This is a genomic window from Lysinibacillus sp. FW301-JW8, from assembly GCF_058788755.1.
Map to the genome: position 1 here is coordinate 37,863 of NZ_JBYTBB010000007.1, position 22,666 is coordinate 60,528.

Here is a 22,666-nt window from a genome sequence, read left to right on the forward strand (position 1 = left end):
GAAGGTAAGTTATTGAAAGAGAATGGTGAGCCTTATAAAAATATATCCATTAACCTACCTCCTTCATTCGGTAAAAGCTTTATTGCAAAGTTATTTACATCATGGGCATTAGCTAAAGATGTAAAGAATCAATTTATGGTTGCATCGTATAATGAGGATTTTGCATCAGAGTTTTCTAATCATGTTCGTGAATTTATTAATAAATCAGAAGATGGATTAGGAATAGGATTCAATGACATATTCGATAATGTGAAATTTAAGAAGGGTAGCAATCGTTCATCTGATTGGGCATTAGAAGGGAATTATATGAACTTTGTCGCTACTTCTCCAAACGGATCTTCAACAGGTAAAAGAGGAAATATTCACATTATCGATGATCTCATTAAATCAGCAGAAGTAGCATTCAACGAAAAAGAACTAGAGAAACTTTATAACTGGTACGTTAATACTTTTTATTCTCGTAAGCTTCAAGGGGGACTAACGATTATGATTTCGACTAGGTGGGCAACCAACGATGTATGTGGTCGCTTAATCGAAAAGAAACCCGACGATTGGTACGTTCTTACAATGCCTGCCTGTTTAAATGAAGAAACAAAAGAAATGTTGTGTGATGAAAATTGTAATTGGGAAACTTATGTTGATTTAAGAGAAACACAATCCCCTCTTATCTTCTCAGCCAACTGGCTACAAATCCCCCTTGATTCGTTCGGAAGACTATATGGTGACTTTAAAACCTATTCACGTATTCCACGTAATGAAAATGGTGTACCTATATTCGAAAAAATTATTTGCTACACAGATACAGCCGATAAAGGAAATGATTTTTTATGTTCAATTATCGCAGGGTTATATGAGAAAGAGCTGTACGTATTAGATGTACTTTACACGAAAGACGGTATGTCTATTACTGAAAAGAAATTAGCAGATATGCTTCATGACAATAAAGTAAATGATGTAACTATTGAGTCAAATAATGGCGGAGAAGGATACGCTCGTTCGGTAACACGAATTTTACGTGAAGAAAAGAATAATAATTTTATCAATATAAAAACATTCCACCAGTCTAAAAACAAATCATCTCGTATTTTATCTATGAGTAGCACAGTTGAGCGATTGGTTTATTTCCCTTCAAATTGGAATAGTCGGTGGAGTGAATTTTATTTATCAATTATTACTTTTCAATCTGACATGAAGAAGAATCGCTATGACGATTCAGCCGATTGTATTACTGGGTTGGTCGAACTAATTGACAACACAAGCAAACCAATTACAGCTATTAAATCAATATTTTCATATTAAAAAAAGAAGGTGAACAATTGAATACAAGGATTCAAAATAAAATTTTAAGGAAGCTTAGAAAAGGCATCCCAATCAATTCTGAAATGATTGATGAGTTATTACACGATCATAAAAAAAGAATTACAGAAGTCGATAATCTCTTCAATAGGTATCAGGGCGAAGTTCCAATTAAGAAGCGTAAGCTACCAGAATATTCATTTTCAAATGAGAAGCTTGCAAATGATTTCTTTTCATTAATAGTTAATTCGAAAGTCGGATATTTCTCGGGGATACCTGTAAACTACAGTATTGATAAGAATTCATACAGTGAAGGTGTGAAAGACATTTCAGAAATGGCTAAAATGAAGCATAAAGCACATAGTAATATTCTTTCTGATTTTTTACTACGTAATAACATGCATGATTTAGACAGTGAAATGACTAAAATCTTAGCTATTGCAGGTGATGGTGTACGCAAGTATTATACCGATAAACAAGGCTATACAAGGGTTGTAAACCTTAAAATGAATGAAGTAATTGTGCTTCTCAATGAGCATAAAGAAGTTGAATATGCTTTACGATTCTTTAAGGATTACAACGATGATGATGAATTAGTTACATACGTAGAGTTTTATGACGAATTTGGAATTACATACTTTATTGAAAATGCTGATAAGAAACATAAGAGTAAAAAGCGATTCGTATTGAATCAAGAATATATGGTTAATCCAGAAGAGCATGTGTTTAATTTCTGTCCATTCGTATATTTCCAAAATAACGAAGAATCCATGTCTGATGGGGAAAAGGTATTTTCTCTTATTGATTCGTATGATGGAGTAGTATCGAATAACAATAATGAATTGAATGGATTCGCATTGTCTTTATTATTATTTAACTCTGAAAAAACACTTAACGAAGATACTGTTAAGAAGATGAAAGAGTTAGGTGCATTAGACTTAGGTAAAGAAGATACTGTTAAGTTCCTAACAAAAACATTAAGTCCAGAGTTTGGTGATTCATTCTTGGATAGGGTAGAAGATAACATTTTCCAATTTTCACAAAGTGTAAATTTTAATGATGAGAAGTTTGGAAACCTTAGTGGTATCGCATTGAAATACAAATTGCAGAACTTAAATGATAAGTGTATTTCTTTAGAAGCTAAATTCAAACGTTCCCTAACAGAACAATTTAAAATTGTTACTAGTGCGTGGAATAAAATTAATATCAATATTGACTATCTTGATATCTTCTTTAAATTTAAACGGAACGTGCCTCCTGATATCGATTACGAAGCAGGATTTGCACAAAAGTTAAAAGGAATAGTGTCTCATCGTACAATCTTAAATATGATGACATCTGTTGATGATCCTGAATATGAATTACTGGAATTAGAAAGAGAAGAGCAAGCATCTTATGTTCAACTAACTAATCCCAATACACCAGTAGAGGAATTATATAATGTTGGAAATTTAGAAGAAGGTAATGCAGATGAATCAAAGTAGGTATAAAGAATTTATCAAAATGATCCGTACCATTCAAAATGAAAATGAGCGTAGAATAGCTGAGTTGTATCTGAATGAATTGGATGCGTTACGTCAACAAATTTCCAAAATGTATGAAGACTATGGTGAAGACGGTTCTGTAACTATAGAAGCTGTAGAGAAGTTTGGTTATTTGAAATCATTAGAGGATGCATTTGTAGAACGTATTAAGGTACTTTCAAGGCAACAGGAAACAATTACAAAAGAAGCTATAACAAATACATTTACTGAATCGTATTATTATAGAGGCTTTGCGATTGAAGCAGTAGCAACTATGAGTATCTTTACATTACTTTCGCCACAGGTGGTTAATTCATTTGTCTATAATGATTTGTTAGCTACTAAGTGGAATGAGTCTATTAATGATGATAATAATGTTCTAATTAAAAGCGTAAAAAATACAATTAGGACTGCTCTTATTCAAGGTGACGATTACAAAACGACAATAGACAATGTTAAAGAGCGTGTAAATGTTGGTAAAAATAAAGCGTTACAAATTGTACAAGAAGAGACACATCGAGCGAGTGAAGATGCTAATTTAAAGGTCATGCAAGATGCTAGAGATAAAGGTGTCATCATGGAAAAAAGATGGCTCTCAACTTTAGATAGTAAGACCAGAAAAACGCATCAACATTTAGATGGTCAAACTGTTGGAATTGATGATTATTTTATTTCAAAAAGTGGTCGTAAAGCACAAGCACCAAAGAAGTTTGGCGATCCAAAAGAAGATATGGGTTGTAGATGTACAACTCTTGCTATCTTTAAAGGATTAGAACCAGAAGTGCGTAGAGCAAGGGATGCTCAAAATAAAGGTGAAATAATTACGTATACTAATTTTGATAAATGGAAACAGAATTTGAAATAGTATACGTAAACGTAAACAATATAGTATTACAAATATGTAAATAAAAAGGAGTAATTATTAATATGAAAAAACCATTTAAAAATTTACTAGATTTAGACTTACAATTTTTTGCAGAAGAAACACAAACTACTGAAACAAATACCGAAACAAGTACGGATACTACTGATGAAAAGGAACAAGAAACCAAAGCGCTTACTATGGAAGATGTTCAAAAAATGATTCAGTCTGAAACAGACAAACTAACTAATGATTACAATAAGAAGTTAAAAGACAAAGATAAAGAACTAGAGAAATTTAAGCTCGATACGATGTCTGAAGAAGAACAAAAGGCACATGAAATTGAGAAGATTAAACAAGAGAATGAATTGCTCAAACAAGAGAAGTTAGGTTTTATTGCTCAAACTGAATTGGCTAAACAATCACTACCATTAGAAGCCTCAGAATTAATTAATGGTGAGAATGAAGAGGAAATTGTAAAGAAAGTATCAACGTTAAAGCTTATTATTGATAATGCTATAGCAGCTAAAGCAAGTGAACTGTACCGCAATAAAGGAACTGAGCATAAGCAAGGTTCGGAAAAGGTCGGTGCTATGACTAAAGAAGAATTTAAAGCATTAGGTTTAAAAGAGCGTACAGAGCTATATAACTCAAACCCAGAGTTGTACAACGAGCTAAATATATAATTACAGAATTTTAGGACAGGTAATTTACCTATCCTTTTTATTTTGTCTTGTTTTGGATTTTAAGACATTAAAGATAAAAATACTAAAAAACAAAAAGAAATGGAGTGCATATTCAATATGACACAAACAAAATTAGCAGATCAAATTAATCCACAGGTAATGGCTGACATGTTATCGGCTGAATTACCATCTAAATTAAAGTTCGCACCTTTTGCAACAGTTGACCAAACTTTAGTAAACAATGCAGGGGATACTATTACAATTCCTTCATTCGTATACATCGGTGAAGCTGAAGACGTTGCAGAAGGTGTAGCTGCTACACCTACAAAACTAACTACTGATTCAAAAGAGGTAAAAGTTAAAAAGGCAGTTAAGGCAGTAGAATTGACAGATGAAGCAATGCTTTCAGCACACGGTAATCCTGTAGATGAAACATATACGCAATTAGAAAAATCACTTGCAGATAAAGTGGACTCTGACTGTGTAACTGCTCTTAAAAATGCAACTTTAGAACATACCGCAAGTACGCAAATTTCATATGATGCAATTGTTGATGCAATTGACAAATTTGGCGAAGAAGATGATGAAGTAAAAGTATTATTCATTCACCCAAATCAAAAGACAATCATTCGCAAAAGTCCAGAATATATCAAAGGTGTAGAAAAAGCGTTTATGACTGGTGTAATTGGAGAGATTGCAGGAGCGCAAGTAGTTACATCAAATAAAGTGCCTTTTGACGGAACTAATTACACTAACTTTATTATCAAAGAAGGTGCTTTAGGAATTTACCTTAAACGTGACGCAAATGTAGAGAAAGATCGTGACATCCTTTCTGGCACAGATGTACTTGTTGCTAATCAGCATTATGTAGTAGCACTTAAAAATGAATCAAAAGCAGTTAAATTAATTACAACTAAATAATTAAACGTTTACGTAAGCATATATGTAAACAAATAGTAATACATAAAAAGTAATAGAAGGGGTATTCGTATCCCTTCTATTTAATATTAACATGGAGGTGTATTTATGTTATTAAATAGACATCGTAAAACAAAAATTGAAGATGTAAAAGTAGAAGATTCAAAGAATCAAACAAGTACTACTAAAAAAATTACTGAAACACCAAAACAGGTTAAGAAAACTGAAAAGGGTGATAAGTAATGACAGATACTTTATTTACTAAAGAATCCGTTAAATCCTTTTTAAACATAAAAGGCAACGAGAAAGATGAACAGATTAGTATGCTTATTCCTGCCACAGTTAAATTTGTAGAAAAGAAGACCAGTTTAGAGTTAGATTTATTCAATTTAGATGAAGGAATAGCTTTTGTTGTTTCTAAATTCATTGAATATTTCATGCTAAATGCAGGTCTAAAAAGCTACAGTTTATCAAGAGAATCAAGTACATATTCTGATGAAATTCCAAAGTATTTATTATCACTTCTTGAACCTTATGTAGTGGACAGTAATAGTTCTGGAAAATCCATTAACTTTATTCCATTACGGTAATTAAAGATGAATGATTTAATAGAAATTTATCGTGCTACAGAAACGGTGGTTAGTGGTAGACCTCGTTATGAGTTCAATAAAAGTTGTCCAACAAGTGGAGTAATTGATTTGTTGTCTGGTGGAGTTAGTTTGAAAACTATGAAGATGGTTGAGGAATCTACACACATTTTAATTTGTGGTGTAGTCGATATTCAAATTGGTGATTATGTTACATGCAATCAAAATAATAAACGTGTTTATGAGGTTGTATTCGTAGATAATCCCATGAATAGAAATCATCATCTTGAAGTTGAATTAAAATTCCTTCCAGATAAAGCAATTGAGGAATGATAAGAAGGTGATGAATTGTCAGAACTACAAGATTTGGCATATATAGATTTTCGGCAATATGTAGTTGAAAACTGGAACAGGGTACGGCTCTTAAATGATTTGGGTGAGGAAGTCTATTCTAAGCCGATCCCCAACGGTACAAGAATTAAATGGATGCATACGACAACAAGAACTGAAGTAGTAATTGGTACAGACTTAAACGGTAAACCAATCACAGGATTTATCAATGTGCAGACTAATCCTAACATGATTTTACGTGTTCAAGTGCTAGGTAGTGAATTAACGATTCCTACTAAGATTGCTACAGTCGAATTGATTAATACAAATTCACATGATAAGAATGCTCGAATCAAGAAAAACCTAGATACTATTGTCGATATAGCAACGGCTTCAGACATATTAACCTACACAATGAACCTTGATATCGGTGAAACTTTATGAGCATTACAATCAGAATCGAGAATAATTTAGATACCATTCTTGGTGAATTAAGCAACAAGAAAGAGACATGTCTTGAAGCATTTGGTCAGTTCGGTACATCTGAAGCTAAAGTTCGTACACCAGTTGATACAGGCGACCTGAGAAGATCAATTCAGTATCATGTTGATCTTCCAGAAAGTAAAGTTGATATTGGATGCAATAAAGAATTAGCACCATATGCACCTCATGTTGAACTAGGTACTTCAAAAATGGAAGCACAACCATTTTTAGCACCTGCACTCCAAGGAAACACTCAAAAGCTAAAACAAATAGCTATGAGTATTTACGAGGGAGGTTGATTAAATGGGTAGTATGGTATCTAAATATGATTTCATTATGGATAAGTTATCAGATATTGCACCTGTCTACATTGTTCAAGCGCCTACAAGTGCTAAGTATCCATACATAATTATAGATTTTACAACTCAAAACGAGTTGGATTATCTGAAGGATGAGTTATTTCTCGATGTTGACGTATGGAATAAGACAAAAATGATCAATGGTGACGTATTTTACGATACTGAAGTAATCGCTGATGAGGTTGAAAATAGGTTGAAATATTTGCGTGACAATGATTTAGAGCATGGCTATGTAATTAATCAAATGAATCGTATACGTGTTCCAGACGAAGACAAAAAAATACAACACAGAAAATTAAAATATTACGTTAAAGCGTACAATCGCTATTAACGAATTGGAGGACATACATAAATGACATTAAATACACGTAATTATTCAGATAAAATTGTTGATCGTATCATGTTAGATGCAGGAGCTATTTATTTGAATTTAAAATTAGAAAACGGTGAATTCACAGGTACGGAGTTAGGTGGTACACAGGGCGGTAATGAATTTACGATTGAATCAGAAATCCGACAAATTGCAGTTGATGGCGTAAAAGGTAGAGCAAAGGGTTTAAACGTACTCGAATCAGCAAATCCAAAATTGAAAGTAAATTTACTTGAAATCACTGCTCGTAATTTAGCTATGGCAATCGCAGGAAGTAATTTAGATACGACTTCAGATGAAGCTTATGACATTCTAACAGGTAACGACTCAATTAAATTAGAAGAGTATCTGGATAACATTGCTTTCGTAGGTCGATTAGGAACTACTGGTGAAAATAAACCTGTAATTATCGTAATCGAAAACGTTCTTCAATTAGATCCAGTTTCTATCAAAACGACTAATAAAGGTGAAGTAGTATTAGCACTTAATTTCACTGGGCACTATTCAGAGCAACAAGTTTTAAATGGTACTCAACCATATAAAATTTACTATCCAAAAGAAAAAACAGTAACACCTTAACTATCATGCCTAGATAACCTCTAGGCTTTTTTAAATTAAATAAATATGAAAAGAGGAATTATTATGGCTGAAAATAAAGTAACTGTACGTGGATTTGAATTAGAGGATTTCTTTACCTTATCGGAAATTTACGACAAATTAGATATTAACTTTAATCCAAAGGAAACAGAAGGAATGGATGCTGAAGCAGTTAAGACTCTTTTAGTTAATACTCTTTTACGCAAATTTCATAAAGCTAAAAATGAAATATTAAGTTTGATTGCTGATTTAACTGGATTATCAGTAGATGATACTAAGAAAAAAGGAATCAAATTTATTATCGATGTTTTTAATGACTTGCTAAAAGACGCTAACTTTAATGAGTCCCTGTCTACGGTTTTTACACAAAAACCAACCGAATAGAGTTACCTAACAAATATGATGTCATGCATGTACTGTTCAAAACTTATGGTAGTAATGCTGACAGAATTATAAAAGGTAGTGTTCGTGAGGTTTTTATATACTACGAAAAAGCAAATGAAGAAAAAGATGACGATAGACTTTATCATTTATGGACTAACTTAGTACCTCATATGTCTAATGAAAGTTACATCTCATTTAACGAATATAAAAGAAAAATTTATGCTAATCCTTCCAATAATTCAAATACAAATAGTAGTAAGACTGACAATAGTATTCAATACAGCAATAAGACTGAAGAAGAACTGTTACAGGACGCTAGAAGTATTTTGAGTATGGATATTGGAAAGGTACACCAAGTTGAGGTGAAAATTAATTGAATTTAATGAGCCTATTTATGTCTGTTGTACTTCAAGATGAGGAAGCTAGGAACTCTTTAAACGAGTTGCAGAATCATGCGCAACAGGCAGGGGATAAATTTAAATCAGTGGGTAAAAGTATGGCTTTAGTTGGTGGTGCAGTTGCGTTAGGAGTAGGTGCAATTGGTACTGCAATGTATTCTATAGCGTCAGACGCTGATAATGCCAACCGCAAGATTCAAGCTACATTAGGTGCAACAGCAGAAGAAACAAAGGTAGTAGCAGACCAAGCACGTGCGGTTTGGAAAGCAGGATTTACAGGATCGATGGAAGAAGCATCTGATGCCGTTTTAGCAGTAAAACAACAGATGTCGCAATTAAATGATGCTGATTTATCAAAGATCACTCAACAAGCCACGTCTATTGCGAAAACCTTTGATGAAGATAGTAGTCAAGTTGCTCGTGGTGCAGATACGCTTATGAAAGTTTTTGGGATAACTGCCGAAGAAGCAATGGATAAAGTCACAGTAGGTTTCCAAAAAGGATTGAACTATTCTGGTGAATTTATTGACTCTCTCGCTGAATATTCAATCTACTTTGATAATATGAATTTAAGTGCTGATGATATGCTAAATGTCATGGTTGCAGGGATGGATAATGGAGCTTTCCAACTAGATAAAATTGGGGATGCTATTAAGGAAAATTTCCTGCGTTTATCGGATATGGGTAAAGGTGAAGCTGATGCCATCAAAGCACTAGGATTAAATTCTCAAGAAATTATGGACATGATTAACAGTGGCGGAGAAGGTGCATCAAAGGCATATTCAATGGTCAATATGGCAATTGGAGGTCTAAAAAGTGAAACTGAACGTACTGCCATCACTACTGCTCTTTACGGTACTCAATCAGAGGACGTAGGTAAAAAGGTAATGGAAGCTATGCGAAGTGCAGGTGACTCAATAGGTGATACAACAGGTAAAGCGCAAGCACTAACTGATACTATTTCACAGACACCTGCACAACAAATGGCTTCAGCGTGGAATACAATGAAAGACTCTTTAGTGCCATTAGCAACTGAGATGATGAAATTAGGTATGCAGATATTGCCGTATGTTTCATCTGGGATAGAAAAACTAACTAGTTTTATGTCGGGCATGTCACCAGAAACGCAGAAGACAGTTGTAACAGTAGGTGCAGTTGTCGGTGCATTAGGTGGATTATTACTTGTTTTATCTCCTGTAATTGGAGCAATCGGTTCGATAATCCCACTATTCGCAGGAGCAGGTGCAGGAGCAGGGATATTCGCAGGTGCATTAGCTGTCTTAACGGGTCCCGTAGGGTTAACTATTGCCGCATTAGCAGGATTAGGTGTTGGTGTCTATGCAATTACTAAAGAGTTGAGTGGATCTTCAATTGAAATAGAATCATGGAAAGATAAAGTTTCTGAATCAACTGCAAAAGCATTAGGTAGCTTTATGGATTTATCGGATAAAGCAACTACTTCATTGAATCAACTATCTTGGTCTGGTCAAGCCATTACTAAAGATATGGCTACTAAGATGACTGAAATATATAGTCAGATGGGCAATCAAGTTTTAAATGAAATGAAAGCTGATCATGATGCTGAGATAGAAACAATGAAACAACACTTTGCTGATACATCTGCATTAAGTCAAGCAGAGGAGCAAGCTATCATTCAACGTGCTCAGGCTCATCATGCGGAACGTGAAAAAGCTACTAAAGCAGGTACAGATAGAATTAAAGAAATATTTGCTAATGCCTCAGCAGAAAATAGAGCTATTACGGAAAATGAACAATCAGAAATTAATATGATTCAAGAGACTATGAAGAATAACGCTATTAAGCATATGACTGAAAGTGAAGCAGAGCAAAGAGTTATTCTTGAGAATCTTAAAAATGAAGCATCTAAGATTACAGCAGAGCAAGCTTCAGAAGTCGTTCAAAATTCATTAAAACAAAAAGATGAAGTTGTAAAAGAAGCTAATGAACAGTATGACAAAACTGTTGAATGGGCAATTCGTCAAAGAGATGAGACAGGAGCTATGTCTGCTGAAGAAGCACAGAAAGTCATTGATGATGCTAAATTTAAGCGTGATGAATCGATTAGAAATGCTGAAGAGATGCATGAAAAAGTTGTCGGTGAAGCGAAAACTCAAGCCGGTGAGCATGTTGAACAGGTTGATTGGGAAACTGGTGAAGTCCTTAGTAAGTGGCAAGTTTTCAAAAATGATGTAGGTACAGAATGGGAGAATATGTGGAAGTCTGCTGATAAATGGTGGGGTGATATTTCCGATTCAATTACAGATAGTATCGATGGTGCAGTTAAATGGGTTGGTGATGGAATTGATAAAATTAAAGGTTTCTTCACTGGTTTAGAGTTGAAGCTACCAGAAATCAAATTACCTAAGCTACCTAAAATTGAACTAGGAACTACTAAAAAGACTATTTTCGGTAAAGAAATAGATATGCCATCCATCAAATGGAATAAGAAGGGTGCGATATTTAATAGTCCTACTATCTTTAATACAGCCAACCAAGGTCTACAAGGAGTAGGGGAAGCAGGAGCAGAAGCAGTTGCACCGATTGACACATTAACTGGATATGTTAAAGAAGCTGTAACTGATGTAATGGGTCAAAAAGGTAAAGGCAACGTCAATATAGAACAAAATTTCTATGTGAATAAGCAACCAAATGAAGTAGAGATTGTAAGACTAACAAAGAAATCGCTAGAACAACTAGGATTTGCTTGGTAAGGGAGTGAGATAATTGCAACTTGTAACATTTACAAATGAATTGAATGAAGTAATTGATTTTAATATTCATTCACCATTCATTTTAAGTGGAATTGAAGGTACTGGTAGCGTATCAGCTAATCATCGTACATCGGATATCCCTTTGACTCATGGATCACAACGCACATCATCTACACTTAATCCTAGATATATGGTTTTGCGTGGTTCATTAATCGGTGCCAATAGAAGTGAATTAGCCTTACATAAAGAGAAATTGAGTGAAATATTTAATCCATCTTTAAAGGATGGGAAGCTTACATACGATGCAGGGGCAGGTATTAAATTTGTATACGCTATTGCTGAAGAACTTCCCATCTTCAGTGATTACATAGGGAATTCAGTTAATTTTATTATTAATATGGTTTCTCATAATCCGTTTTGGCATGATCTAGAATTATATGAACATACGTTTACGACTCCTTTTCAATCTTTATTTAGATTCCCTCAAACGTCCACCTCTCAAATGGGATTCCATACTGATACTCAAACATTTATCAATAAAGGGAATGAACGCACACCGTTAATATTGGAATTTGAAGGTGGAGTTAAAAACGTAAAGTTTATTAATAAAACAAACGGTGAATGGATTGAATTCAAAAAGAAATTGAATAGTAATGAAAAGTTAATCATCAATTCAACAACAGGACAAAAAGAGATAAGTATTATTAACACTAAAGGTGAAAATAAAAATGGATATGGTTTAATATCATTTGATTGTTCAACATATATACATCTTGAAAAAGGAAGCAATATTATACAGTTTACTGCTGAATCCGATTCTGTAAAAGGATTAGTTAAAATTAAATGGGAAACTAATTACTTAGGTGTATAAGTAGAATTATTAAGTATTATGTATACGTTTAAGTATATGTAAACATATTCGTAATTATAAATATAAGGAGGTTTAATATGACTGAAATATCTAGTTTCTTCAACTCATCGGAATATCATATTCGTGAGTATTCTGCTGAAGATTTCAGTGAGATGTTTTCTACATTTGTCTCAACTGGTTTAGTACATGCAAACAACATTCCAATACTGAATGTAATACAAGATACTCAAGATGCTTTAAAGGTGGTTTTATCAAAAGGAATCGCAATGATTAATGGTCATATGTATAAGAATACTGATGATTTATTTTTCGATATCAAACCATTAGAAACTTCATTTACTCGTATTGACCGTCTAGTCTTGCGTTGTGATGAACGACAAGAGTTTAAATCTATTAATGCTTTCATTATTGAGGGTATACCTTCGATTAATCCAACTCCACCAACATTAACACGTTCAGATGAAATTTATGAGATTTCATTATGTCAAATTAGCGTAAAAACTAATAATACAGTAGATATTATTGATGAACGTTTTGACGAATCTGTATGTGGATTATCTCATTCTCGTTTCAGTATTCCACTTGATGAAATGAAGGGTGATTTTGCAGGTTTTAAGGATCAATTAAATACTCAGTTTAATGATTGGATTCAAGATATTGAGCAAGGATTAGATGTACCAGACTTACGAAAAGACTTCGAATTACTGAAGCGTAATTATACTGAATTAATTATGCAACGGAATTTAGAAGACAAAGTTGGAGCAGGAGAACGAGGGTTCTTTTATGATAATTTAGCAGACAGTAAAAAGATTGATACAACAAATACAACAGCAATCATTGATACGAAAAACATGAGTATTAATTTAAATCCAACAGCTTTAAATGGACATGTGACATGGAAAACACATCCTATTGGCTTTGTGGCTAGTAAAGTTGAACATTTCCACACAAGACCTATTGGACAGCTACTAGAGGTTGTTGAAACGGCTTATGGTGGATCAAATGAAATTAAGGTTAAAAATGTTGAAGTGACACTAACGGAGGTGATTTAGTTTGAATGTACAACGTATTAAGGATTTGCCATTAGATGCAAAGATCAAAATGGGTAAATTTCAATCTCATAAAAAAGATTATCCTATCATTTGGCGAGTTATCTCAACTAATCACCACGCTTTAGATCCTAATTACCCTGTTAATGCAGTTACTCTAATTGCTGATAAAGTAATTTATACAATGTCTTATGATGCTAAAGAGCCAGAAAACGCAAATGAATCACGTTCTAAGCTAGGAAATAACCGTTATCGTTTATCTAATGTCCGTCAATGGTTAAATTCTACTCTTGGAGATGGTCACTGGTATGAGCCACAAAACATTATTGGAGCATATCACTACAACGACAGAGATACTCCACCTTCATTAGAATTCATTAAACAAGATTGGCGACATGAACCATACGATAATTTAAATGGCTTTGCTACCATGTTTAGAGACTATGAGTTAGATTCTATCTTACCAACAAAAATTAAAGTTGGTGTAAATGAAACATACGACTATGCACCAACAGTAGACGGTTTAGAACGATATGATTTATTAGATGATAAGTTCTATTTACCTTCTGTTACAGAGTTAGGGTATGGAGAAAATCAATACAATACACCAGATGGTAAAGGGATTGCAGAAGGTGTACCAATTCCTTACTTTGAAGTAGAGGGAAATCGAAAATCAGCGATGGATGAAAATTGTTTCATTAACTCTAAATATAACAATGTTCAATCTAATTACACACATGATGCATTGATTTATTATTACATGACTCGTTCTTCACGTTTAGATTCTCCTGTCCAGTTCCATTTGAGTAGTGGGAAATTAGAAGTAGCAGGAAGCCCATACAACATATTTGGTTTACGTCCTATGTGTAATATCGATGGCGAGACATTAATTAGTATGAATCCAGATGAAGAAGGGTTTTATACGATTGTTGCAGATGTCCCTCCTGTAGTCGAAGTGAAGAAAGTTGATGTACTAGATGTTCATTTCAACGTACAAGATATGCAGGGGAAACCCGTTAGCGTTGAAACGTATTTCAATGGAATCCTATTGGACACATTTACATCTAACCTAGATGAAACTTTAATCACTACTATTCCATTCGATTCTGTTAAGCCGTTACAAAATGAAATAATCTTCATTACAAAAGATGATGGTAATTTACAGGGACACCAAACTTTTAAATTAGACATTAAAACTGATCTTGTAAAAGTAGGGGATAAGGTCAGTGGTCACAATGAAACGTTTGATGTAGCTGATATCCATAATAATAATGACGGTACAGTAACATTAATTGTTGATCGTAATTTAAAATATCGAATAGAAGATGATAAGAAAATTGAACTTTTAACATTCAACTATCAACCTAGAGTACATTTCACAGAAAATTATCACTCTGCACCGTCATATCAAGAAATGAAATTTAAAAGTATGTCTTCTAATTTAGATGGAACAGTCAGAGAAACGTGGGTATTTGAAGGTGACGGAGTATACAGTAAGACAAAAGTAGATATCAAGAGGAAATCAGCACATGATGAAATTGTACTGAAATCAATTGCACAAAATTATAAATTCAAAGATGAAATGTAGGTGAGGTAATTGGTATCTTATGTTCAAAATGTGACTATAAAAATGCCTAATATCAAGGTGCAAAGCATTTTTGATGTCTCACTTGATTACACTGTAACCGAATCATCTCACTTTAAAATGAAATCGATTAGTGCACATAGTACGGTGGAATTTGAATCTGGTGAAGTACCTGCACTGGTAGTAACTGCATTAGATGACTTTCATCTGAAGCTAGTATTCAATCAGCTTATGTATAAAGCTAAGTTCATCCTAAATGACATTGAAATTAGTGAAATGAGTATTACAGAGCATGAATGCATTTATTATCTTAATCCTGCCATGTTAAATATAGGTGAGAATTTATTACGAATTATTGTCGTAGATAGTGATGAAATAGAGCATTTGAAGATGTTTAAGGTGAACAAGAATTTATCTACTAATTCAATAAAAAATAACGCAACTATACATATTAAAGGTAAGAAATATCAAGTGACATCAAGCAATGGTGATTCTGTTACTTTAGATAATCCGTTATTAAGTGACGTTCCGATCTCATCATTCGTTGAAACACCTTCATTTACGACTATTCCATACGCAAGCCTTTCCTTTTACAATGAAACACCAACAATGCTTCCAATGAATTTTGTTAAATCTGTATTTGTAGATGGAAAAGTGGAGGAAATGTATGAAGTGAAGAATGGTATCGGTGATATTTTACATACAAAAATTGAAGCTATTCGAGATGATTCAAGTAAATTTGTAAATATAAATGACGTACAATATGCGTTGAAGCCTGACGAGGTGTAATATGAAAGTAAAGATTAACGTTTTAAATCATGATTTAAGCCGATTAACAGTATTAGACGAGTACGAGTCATTGTACTTTGAACGTAAATATAATGATGTAGGGGAATTCGTATTAACTGCTGATATAACGTCCAATCAAGCTCATTCGCTTGGTATGGGCGTTTTTATTATGCTCGGAACAGACGAACGTAAAATTGGATTAATAACTAATAAAAAAATGAGAGATAATACAGACGGTACTAGCAAGATCGTATTCACTGGTAAAACATTAGGAATGCTATTTGATTGGCGAGAGATAATTCTACACGAAAATGAAACTGCTATTACTTATACATCTAATGTTGAGTCAATTTTGTATTATTACGTCAATAATCACTGTATTAATCCTTTTGACAATGCACGTAAATTTCCACTATTGAAAGCATCAGAAGACAATAAAACAGGCAAAAGTATAAGATGGACAACTAAAAGTTCTACATTGTTAGATACTATTAAAATCATATCTGAAATTTATCAATATGGTTGGCAAATTAAAGTAGATATTGATAGTGGTGAACTAATTTATGACGTTTACAAAGGTAGAAATCTAACCATAGACAATGAAGAAGGTAATAGTCCTGTAATATTTTCTAGAAAATTTGAGAATATTTTTAGCATGGAATACATACAAGATAATAATGATGAACGAACATTTGCTTATACTTTATCAGATGGTACAGGTGCAGGACGTAAATTATATGAATCTAATAGAGTGAGTGGATTTGATAGAAAAGAAATTACGTTACAAGTTGCTTCACAAGAAGATGAAGAGTATATAGACGTACCCGAAAGAACGGATGCTTTGCTAAAAGAATATAGCAAAATTAACACTGTAGATGCTGAAATACGTAATTGTAAAATGTTTAAGTTTGAAGAAGACTATGATCTTGGTGATGAGGTAACAGTTTGTAATGAGTATTGGAATATGAAAGAAAACATGCGTATTATCAGTATTGCAGAGACATATGACAACAACGGACGTACTATAAATGCACGTTTTGGAAGTAGAATCTTAAGCATTATCGATAAGTTAAAACGTAAAAATAGAGTATATGAAATATAATACATAGCCCACAAACGTGGGTATGTTTCAGTTTAATTTATTTAATGATAACACTAGTTGAAAGGATGGATGAATGAGTATAACTATAAAGATTCATAATACAGATATTGAAAGAGAGTTAACAGATGCGACTGCTATATGGTTTTACGAAAAAAGTAAAAAGCAAGCAGAAGAAAATGGTCAAGTTTTTCGAGCACATTTAAATGACCATGGAGAAATTTACTATACATCAGGAGAGCCAAATTTAGATATATTAGCTAAGTTCCTTTACGATGAAATGAAAAAGAGAGGGTACTTTAAAAAATAAAAAGGATGTTTGTATGGAGGATAAGGCGTATTGGAAATGTGATTATACTTACGAAGAAAAAGACAAAGTCAAGACAACTGAATATAAGTCACCTAAGCAATATGATAATTCATCCAATCCAAATATGATTGCTAAGATATTAGCGAGAGAAATTAAAAATGAAACAGGTCATACCGTTAAAAGTTTCATTAGGTTAGTGGAAATCCCAGTGGTAAGTAAAAAGATATATCAGGTTGGTGACATTAAAGTTAGAAATGGGGTAAGTCTGGGTGAAATGGTTTATAAATTTCCAATAACTGAAGAAGAATTAAAAGAAGCAGAGGAAAATAGAAAGAATTTAGAAGAAGTATTAGCAAATATGTTCCTTTACTATTATAAGTGGAAAAAAGATAATAAAATAGAGGATTAATTAAGTAGGGGGTACTTTTGAGTACGCTCTTTTTTTTTGTGTAAATCCGTTATTGTTATACTATGTAATTATGGTAAAATAATACTATAGAACATTAATTTGGGGGATGACTTAATAAATAGTGGTAATATCAAATAGTATTATTGTTAGTGTTTGGATATATTGGGTTTGCTAATTTATTTGATAAAAATAAACAAAATAGTAAACAGAAAGTAGAACTAAAGAAAGAAGATTTAAAAATTTTTAAGAACGAACCTCGAAATTCGGGGTTAGTGGAATGTGGCATTAGTTGCTCTTTTACTAATGTTTTTAACATAGGGGGAAGATAAGGTGGAAAAGAAACAAAAATCCAATAAATCAGTATTCATAATTGCTTGTATATTGCTTCCATTTATAATAATAGGATTATATGATAAATATAAAGATATAAAAGCAGAGAAACATAGCGAATATTTAGCATCATTAAATGACGAAGAAAGACTAGTATATTGTATACAAGAATATGAAAAAAATTATAATACTTATAGCGATTGTACAAAAGAAGCTGGATGGTCAATGGTTGGAGACTATCCAATCTACCTAGTTGATGAATATACTGAAGAAAAAAACAAAACTCATATAGGTAATTGGAGTTACAATGAATATTTCTCCAATGAAGAATTGAAAAAAATAAAACGTGTGTATAGTGATTCTTTAGAATTAAAACATGAAAATTTGATTAACGGTAATTATTCCACTGAATCATTAAACTTTCATATAGAAGAATTAAGTATAGGAAGATTATTATCTATTAAAAAAGAGTTACTCAATCCAGATTTAGAGAACCGACTTTATACAGATGACATATTAGCAGCCATCCAAGAAGTTGAAGAAAAAAGACAAGTTGAACATGAAAAATGGGAAAAAGAGCGTTTTGAAAAAGAAGTGTACCAGTATATGAAGGATGCTTATAATCAAATTACCAACTTCGGTGATAATTATGTTCCTGAAATACACGATCCACAAGTCGCTGAATTAGCAAGTAAGCAGTTTGGAATATCGACTAGTGAAGCAGGTAGTATCTATGTGAAAATGGAGATGAATAGCTATTAGAATTTGAGGGATAATTCCCCTCTTTTTTTTATTTGCAGTTTTTCATTTTGACAATAAATAGAATACATATTACAATTTAGTTTGATAGTTAGTAAGGAATAGCTACTCTACTATTTCTGACATCTTTAAAACGACTAAATTAACAACTGAATAGCGTGTAATAATAGGTGTAAATTGCGTGCAATTTGCTGAAAAGGGAAGTCGGTGCAATTCCGACACTGTCCCGCAACTGTAAATGTGAGCGACTTTTCAAATACCACTGTTTTCAACGGGAAGGGGAAAAGAAGCGATGACCATGAGTCAGGATACCTGCCTATTATGAGTACACACCATAACCCTACGAGGAATAGGAGGTGGCATGTTGACAAAACAGAATGCTCTGTTTGTCACAGTACGTCAAACGCCCAAATTAAATAAAGGTATGTGGATAAATTCCCATACATTTAGATTTGGGTACTGTTTGACCTTTTGTGATGAACGATAACAATAAATTGAAGGATTTCCTCGAATTGAAGGAAATCCTTTTTTTACTGATAACTTCCGTTTTGAAAATATGTACGAAAAGAGGATGCACATATGACGAATATTCATGTATGGCCAGCACAGGAAATGCACTTTGAGGATATGAAAATTTGTAAGCAACCACGCACTGAAGTTGCCAAGCAAGCAAAGACAAGAATGGTTGTGGAATCTCTTATTGATCAATTACTTGCAACCAGTCTTATAAGTAATCAGCGACTATTTGAACAAATTTTATATAACAAGGATATTATTTGGATTCAAAATGAAGAATATAATGGACATCTTTTCGCAAAGGCAGAGATAACAGAAAACCTGAAAACGAAAACAAATAGCTTTAAGATGTATATGCCCACGAATCCAATTGTGTATGAGGTAGATGGTGAACTTTATCATTTGATTACACGTATCGATTCAACCCGTGCCAAACCAAATCTAGAACGCCTTTCTATAGAGCCTAAGCCTATATTAAGTGCTGCTCGTGTCAATGATTTATTGTGCTCGATTGTTATGCGCTTTTATGAAACTTATTTGGACGATTTATCACGAATCGCTCAGGATAACAAACTTATTAGTTTTGTAGAGCGTGAGTATAGGCATTTTTTACAGGCTGTGAAGGAACTAAATGATTATCATTTAAACTGGCATCCGCGTGGTAATGGTCATGAGCTGTTGCTGCAATTAATTGATAATTTGCAACTTTTGAAAAGTCGGCCAGGCAAAGTGTTGACAAATTTTTCTGATTCACATAGCTATGCTGTTGTAGAACCTTCTTATAGTCTTTTTAAAGAAACAAGGCAAACTGTACGAGCTTTATAGGAAAAAGGAGCTACTTAAATCCAAGAGGAAACGGCTCAAGTTCAGGAGCAAACCGCTCCGGCCCACCCAAGAACAGCTCGGGTTCAAGCGAAAACTGCTCCGGTTCACCCAAGAATAGCTCATGTTCAAGAGGGATCCGCTCAGGTCAACCCAAATATAGCTCGGGTTCAAGAGCAAACTGCTCCGATCAGTCAAAGAACAGCTCGGGTTCAAGCAAAAACTGCTCTGGTCAGCTCAAGAAAAGCTCGGATACAAGAGCAATACGCTCCGACCAGCCAAAGAACAGCTAGGGTCCAAGTGCAAACCGCTCATATTAGTCAATATCTTCTCAATGAAGAAACAATTAATAGAATCTCAGTACAGAAACAGGACATGGTATCAATTCCACATGTCCTGTTTCTACTTTTCTAAATTATTTGATACAATGCATTGCTGCTTGTGCCTCATGCCATGGAACGGAATAGCCTTTCCCCTTTGCACAAAAAATGCTGGCGGAAGTATATTCAGGGTCGGCATTTTTATCGTAGCCGACTTGCATAATTATTTCTTCAGCATTATGACACACATCGTAGCCATCAAATTGCAGAGAAAGCACACCCTTACCATTGGTGTAGGCAGCAAAGATCGTACTATAGCTCATAAATGTCGCGACAGGGGCACGACCAGTAATAATGACAGCATCTTCAGAAATAATTGGTGGGTCAAATGTACCGGATGCTTGCTGAATATCTGTCATCATGCGACCGATAAAATCGGTAGATGCTTTTAACTTAAAGCGGTAGTAGGGCTCCAGAAGGACAGACTCTGCTTGCTCGAGCCCTTGCCGTAATGCCCGGAATGTAGCCTCGCGAAAATCGCCGCCCTCGGTATGCTTAATATGTGCACGCCCCGTTAAAAGCGTGAAACGAATATCGGTCACAGGAAAGCCTGTTAGTAATCCATGATGTTCGCGCTCGAATAGATGTTTTTCAATTAGTCGTTGATGCCCAACGGATAAATCGTCCGTATGACATGCATTAACAAATGTATTACCAGTACCGCGTGAACTTGGCTCCATTAATAAATGCACTTCCGCATAGTGCTTTAAAGGTTCAAAATGACCATAGCCTGTAACAGTTGATGCAATTGTTTCCATATATAATATCTGTGGCTCTCCGAATGAAATGGCAAGTGAAAAACGCTTGTTGAGCACTTCGATAAGAACCTCAAGCTGGATAAGACCCATAATATGTACTTGAATCTCTTGAAATTTTTCATGCCATATTACACGTAATGACGGCTCTTCCGCTTCAAGGATACGAAAGATTTTTAGGACTTCCTTGATATGCTGGTCACCCTCGTATTGTACTTTGGCCTGCAGGGTTGGCACTAACTCATAGGGCTGTGGGTTACTGGAGCTTCCAAGGATTGCACCAATATTTGCTAAACTAAGCCCTTTCACAGCGAAAATTTCTCCAGCTGTAACTTCTTGTACGGTATCAAAACGATGTCCGTTATATAACCGTATCTCCGTCACTTTTTCGGTTACATCGCCAAATGAAAATTCATCTCGAATATGCAGGGTTCCCTGTAATGCTTTGATAAAAGTTAAGCGTTGATGGCCATCATGTCGAATTTTAAAGACTTCACCTTGAAATGGTGCAGCAGCATTGAAATGTGTTTCAGTAAGCAGTGGAAGCTGTGCTAGGAGTTCCTGTATCCCCATATCTTTTAATGCAGAGCCAGTAAAGCATAAAAAGGCCTTTTCCTGTTTAATCATCGCTTGGAGGTGGGCAAGACAGCGAGCGCTATCTAATGTTTCATTAAGAAAAGCATCCAAAAGATTGTCATCACGTTCAGCTAGCCATTCCATTATGTTAGAAGGAATATAATCCGAATGGAACATTTCATTTACTAGTAGTACATCCTCAGAGCAATCTTTTTGAAGCTGTGCCATAACATGATCCACCGCTGCACCTTCACGATCAATTTTGTTGATAAAAAAGAAGGTTGGAATGTGATACTGACGTAATAGGTGCCAAACTGTTTCAGTATGCCCCTGTAGCCCCTCAACTGCACTAATCACAATGATGGCATAATCCATAACACGAATTGCACGCTCCATCTCAGGGGAGAAATCGACGTGTCCAGGTGTATCGATTAATGTATATGTGTCGTTGCCAATTGTCATACGACCTTGCTCCGCAAAAATAGTGATGCCGCGTTGTCGCTCTAGCTCATGATTATCTAGGAATGTATCCTGATGATCTACCCGCCCGCGAGCCTGAATACTTTTGGTATGAAATAATAATTGCTCTGAGAATGTTGTTTTTCCTGCATCCACATGAGCAAGGATCCCAATAGTTTTGTACATAAATTAATCCTCGTTTCTATAAATCCGTCTATTTTATTGTAACAGAATTTTAATAAATTCAAGGTAAATAGTTTTAGAATATGTCATAATAGTGTTCCAAATCTAATGATTGCGAAAATAATTTAATGTAAAATAGTTCTCGTTTATGTATGAATATTTCTTTAATAATAAATATATTTAGTAAATGGATTATTTTGTGAGATTGCGAACGGAAATTACTTTTGCTAGTCTATCAATAATATTTAT

General features: G+C 34.1%; 25 protein-coding genes and 1 riboswitch. Of the genes, 24 read left to right on the forward strand and 1 reads right to left on the reverse strand.

Going from position 1 to position 22,666, the window contains the following annotated elements; all coding sequences use genetic code 11:
• Positions 1 to 12 precede the first annotated feature (12 nt).
• From terL to AC3WOM_RS04750, 24 genes are all read left to right on the forward strand, one after another.
• Entirely contained in the window at positions 13 to 1,299 is a 1,287-nt protein-coding gene (gene terL, locus AC3WOM_RS04635) for a phage terminase large subunit (RefSeq protein ID WP_492445257.1), read from the forward strand.
• Between the two features lie 17 nt (positions 1,300 to 1,316).
• Positions 1,317 to 2,780: a phage portal protein gene (locus AC3WOM_RS04640; protein WP_492445259.1), complete on the forward strand. Its 1,464-nt coding sequence runs from the start codon at positions 1,317 to 1,319 to the stop codon at positions 2,778 to 2,780.
• Positions 2,767 to 3,684, forward strand: a complete 918-nt coding sequence (locus tag AC3WOM_RS04645; RefSeq protein ID WP_492445261.1) for a phage minor head protein — start codon at positions 2,767 to 2,769, stop codon at positions 3,682 to 3,684. Before AC3WOM_RS04640 ends, AC3WOM_RS04645 begins: the two co-directional genes overlap by 14 nt.
• A 62-nt stretch (positions 3,685 to 3,746) precedes the next feature.
• The gene (locus tag AC3WOM_RS04650) at positions 3,747 to 4,367 is read left to right on the forward strand and encodes a hypothetical protein (protein WP_492445263.1); all 621 of its coding nucleotides are present in this window, start codon (positions 3,747 to 3,749) and stop codon (positions 4,365 to 4,367) included.
• 117 nt (positions 4,368 to 4,484) lie between these two features.
• A complete protein-coding gene (locus AC3WOM_RS04655; protein WP_492445265.1) occupies positions 4,485 to 5,288 on the forward strand; it encodes a N4-gp56 family major capsid protein in 804 nt (267 codons plus the stop codon).
• 105 nt (positions 5,289 to 5,393) lie between these two features.
• A complete protein-coding gene (locus AC3WOM_RS04660; RefSeq protein ID WP_492445267.1) occupies positions 5,394 to 5,528 on the forward strand; it encodes a hypothetical protein in 135 nt (44 codons plus the stop codon).
• Complete coding sequence (locus AC3WOM_RS04665) at positions 5,528 to 5,875, forward strand: phage head-tail connector protein (RefSeq protein ID WP_492445269.1); 348 nt, start codon at positions 5,528 to 5,530, stop codon at positions 5,873 to 5,875. Before AC3WOM_RS04660 ends, AC3WOM_RS04665 begins: the two co-directional genes overlap by 1 nt.
• A gap of 6 nt (positions 5,876 to 5,881) precedes the next feature.
• A complete protein-coding gene (locus AC3WOM_RS04670; RefSeq protein WP_492445271.1) occupies positions 5,882 to 6,205 on the forward strand; it encodes a hypothetical protein in 324 nt (107 codons plus the stop codon).
• Positions 6,206 to 6,220: 15 nt separating this feature from the next.
• Entirely contained in the window at positions 6,221 to 6,646 is a 426-nt protein-coding gene (locus AC3WOM_RS04675) for a hypothetical protein (protein WP_492445273.1), read from the forward strand.
• On the forward strand, positions 6,643 to 6,984 hold the full coding sequence (locus AC3WOM_RS04680; RefSeq protein ID WP_492445275.1) for an HK97-gp10 family putative phage morphogenesis protein: 342 nt from the start codon (positions 6,643 to 6,645) through the stop codon (positions 6,982 to 6,984). Before AC3WOM_RS04675 ends, AC3WOM_RS04680 begins: the two co-directional genes overlap by 4 nt.
• 4 nt (positions 6,985 to 6,988) lie before the next feature.
• Entirely contained in the window at positions 6,989 to 7,375 is a 387-nt protein-coding gene (locus AC3WOM_RS04685; protein ID WP_492445276.1) for a hypothetical protein, read from the forward strand.
• A gap of 21 nt (positions 7,376 to 7,396) precedes the next feature.
• The gene (locus AC3WOM_RS04690; protein WP_492445278.1) at positions 7,397 to 7,993 is read left to right on the forward strand and encodes a hypothetical protein; all 597 of its coding nucleotides are present in this window, start codon (positions 7,397 to 7,399) and stop codon (positions 7,991 to 7,993) included.
• A gap of 63 nt (positions 7,994 to 8,056) precedes the next feature.
• Positions 8,057 to 8,395, forward strand: a complete 339-nt coding sequence (locus AC3WOM_RS04695; RefSeq protein WP_492445280.1) for a hypothetical protein — start codon at positions 8,057 to 8,059, stop codon at positions 8,393 to 8,395.
• A gap of 23 nt (positions 8,396 to 8,418) precedes the next feature.
• Entirely contained in the window at positions 8,419 to 8,772 is a 354-nt protein-coding gene (locus AC3WOM_RS04700; protein ID WP_492445282.1) for a hypothetical protein, read from the forward strand.
• 5 nt (positions 8,773 to 8,777) lie between these two features.
• Positions 8,778 to 11,525, forward strand: a complete 2,748-nt coding sequence (locus AC3WOM_RS04705) for a phage tail tape measure protein (protein ID WP_492445377.1) — start codon at positions 8,778 to 8,780, stop codon at positions 11,523 to 11,525.
• Positions 11,526 to 11,538: 13 nt separating this feature from the next.
• A complete protein-coding gene (locus AC3WOM_RS04710) occupies positions 11,539 to 12,396 on the forward strand; it encodes a phage tail domain-containing protein (RefSeq protein WP_492445284.1) in 858 nt (285 codons plus the stop codon).
• Positions 12,397 to 12,473: 77 nt separating this feature from the next.
• A complete protein-coding gene (locus AC3WOM_RS04715) occupies positions 12,474 to 13,448 on the forward strand; it encodes a hypothetical protein (protein WP_492445286.1) in 975 nt (324 codons plus the stop codon).
• 1 nt (position 13,449) lies between these two features.
• Positions 13,450 to 15,033 carry a DUF6273 domain-containing protein gene (locus AC3WOM_RS04720; protein ID WP_492445288.1) on the forward strand — a complete coding sequence of 528 codons (1,584 nt, stop codon included), beginning with the start codon at positions 13,450 to 13,452 and terminating at the stop codon, positions 15,031 to 15,033.
• A 42-nt stretch (positions 15,034 to 15,075) separates the two neighbouring features.
• Positions 15,076 to 15,819, forward strand: a complete 744-nt coding sequence (locus AC3WOM_RS04725) for a hypothetical protein (protein WP_492445290.1) — start codon at positions 15,076 to 15,078, stop codon at positions 15,817 to 15,819.
• A 1-nt stretch (position 15,820) separates the two neighbouring features.
• Positions 15,821 to 16,921 (forward strand): siphovirus ReqiPepy6 Gp37-like family protein, encoded by a 1,101-nt coding sequence (locus AC3WOM_RS04730; protein ID WP_492445292.1) that lies wholly within the window; start codon positions 15,821 to 15,823, stop codon positions 16,919 to 16,921.
• Positions 16,922 to 16,994: 73 nt separating this feature from the next.
• Positions 16,995 to 17,228, forward strand: coding sequence for a hypothetical protein (locus tag AC3WOM_RS04735; protein WP_492445294.1), 234 nt, complete (start codon positions 16,995 to 16,997; stop codon positions 17,226 to 17,228).
• Positions 17,229 to 17,241: 13 nt separating this feature from the next.
• Positions 17,242 to 17,637, forward strand: coding sequence for a hypothetical protein (locus tag AC3WOM_RS04740; protein WP_492445296.1), 396 nt, complete (start codon positions 17,242 to 17,244; stop codon positions 17,635 to 17,637).
• A gap of 330 nt (positions 17,638 to 17,967) precedes the next feature.
• Complete coding sequence (locus tag AC3WOM_RS04745) at positions 17,968 to 18,729, forward strand: hypothetical protein (RefSeq protein WP_492445298.1); 762 nt, start codon at positions 17,968 to 17,970, stop codon at positions 18,727 to 18,729.
• A gap of 148 nt (positions 18,730 to 18,877) precedes the next feature.
• Positions 18,878 to 19,060, forward strand: a riboswitch (cobalamin riboswitch).
• Between the two features lie 245 nt (positions 19,061 to 19,305).
• Positions 19,306 to 20,067 carry a hypothetical protein gene (locus AC3WOM_RS04750; protein ID WP_427546160.1) on the forward strand — a complete coding sequence of 254 codons (762 nt, stop codon included), beginning with the start codon at positions 19,306 to 19,308 and terminating at the stop codon, positions 20,065 to 20,067.
• Between the two features lie 412 nt (positions 20,068 to 20,479).
• Here the strand turns inward: AC3WOM_RS04750 and AC3WOM_RS04755 are convergent, their stop codons facing one another.
• A complete protein-coding gene (locus tag AC3WOM_RS04755) occupies positions 20,480 to 22,420 on the reverse strand; it encodes a GTP-binding protein (protein ID WP_492445300.1) in 1,941 nt (646 codons plus the stop codon).
• Positions 22,421 to 22,666 lie beyond the last annotated feature (246 nt).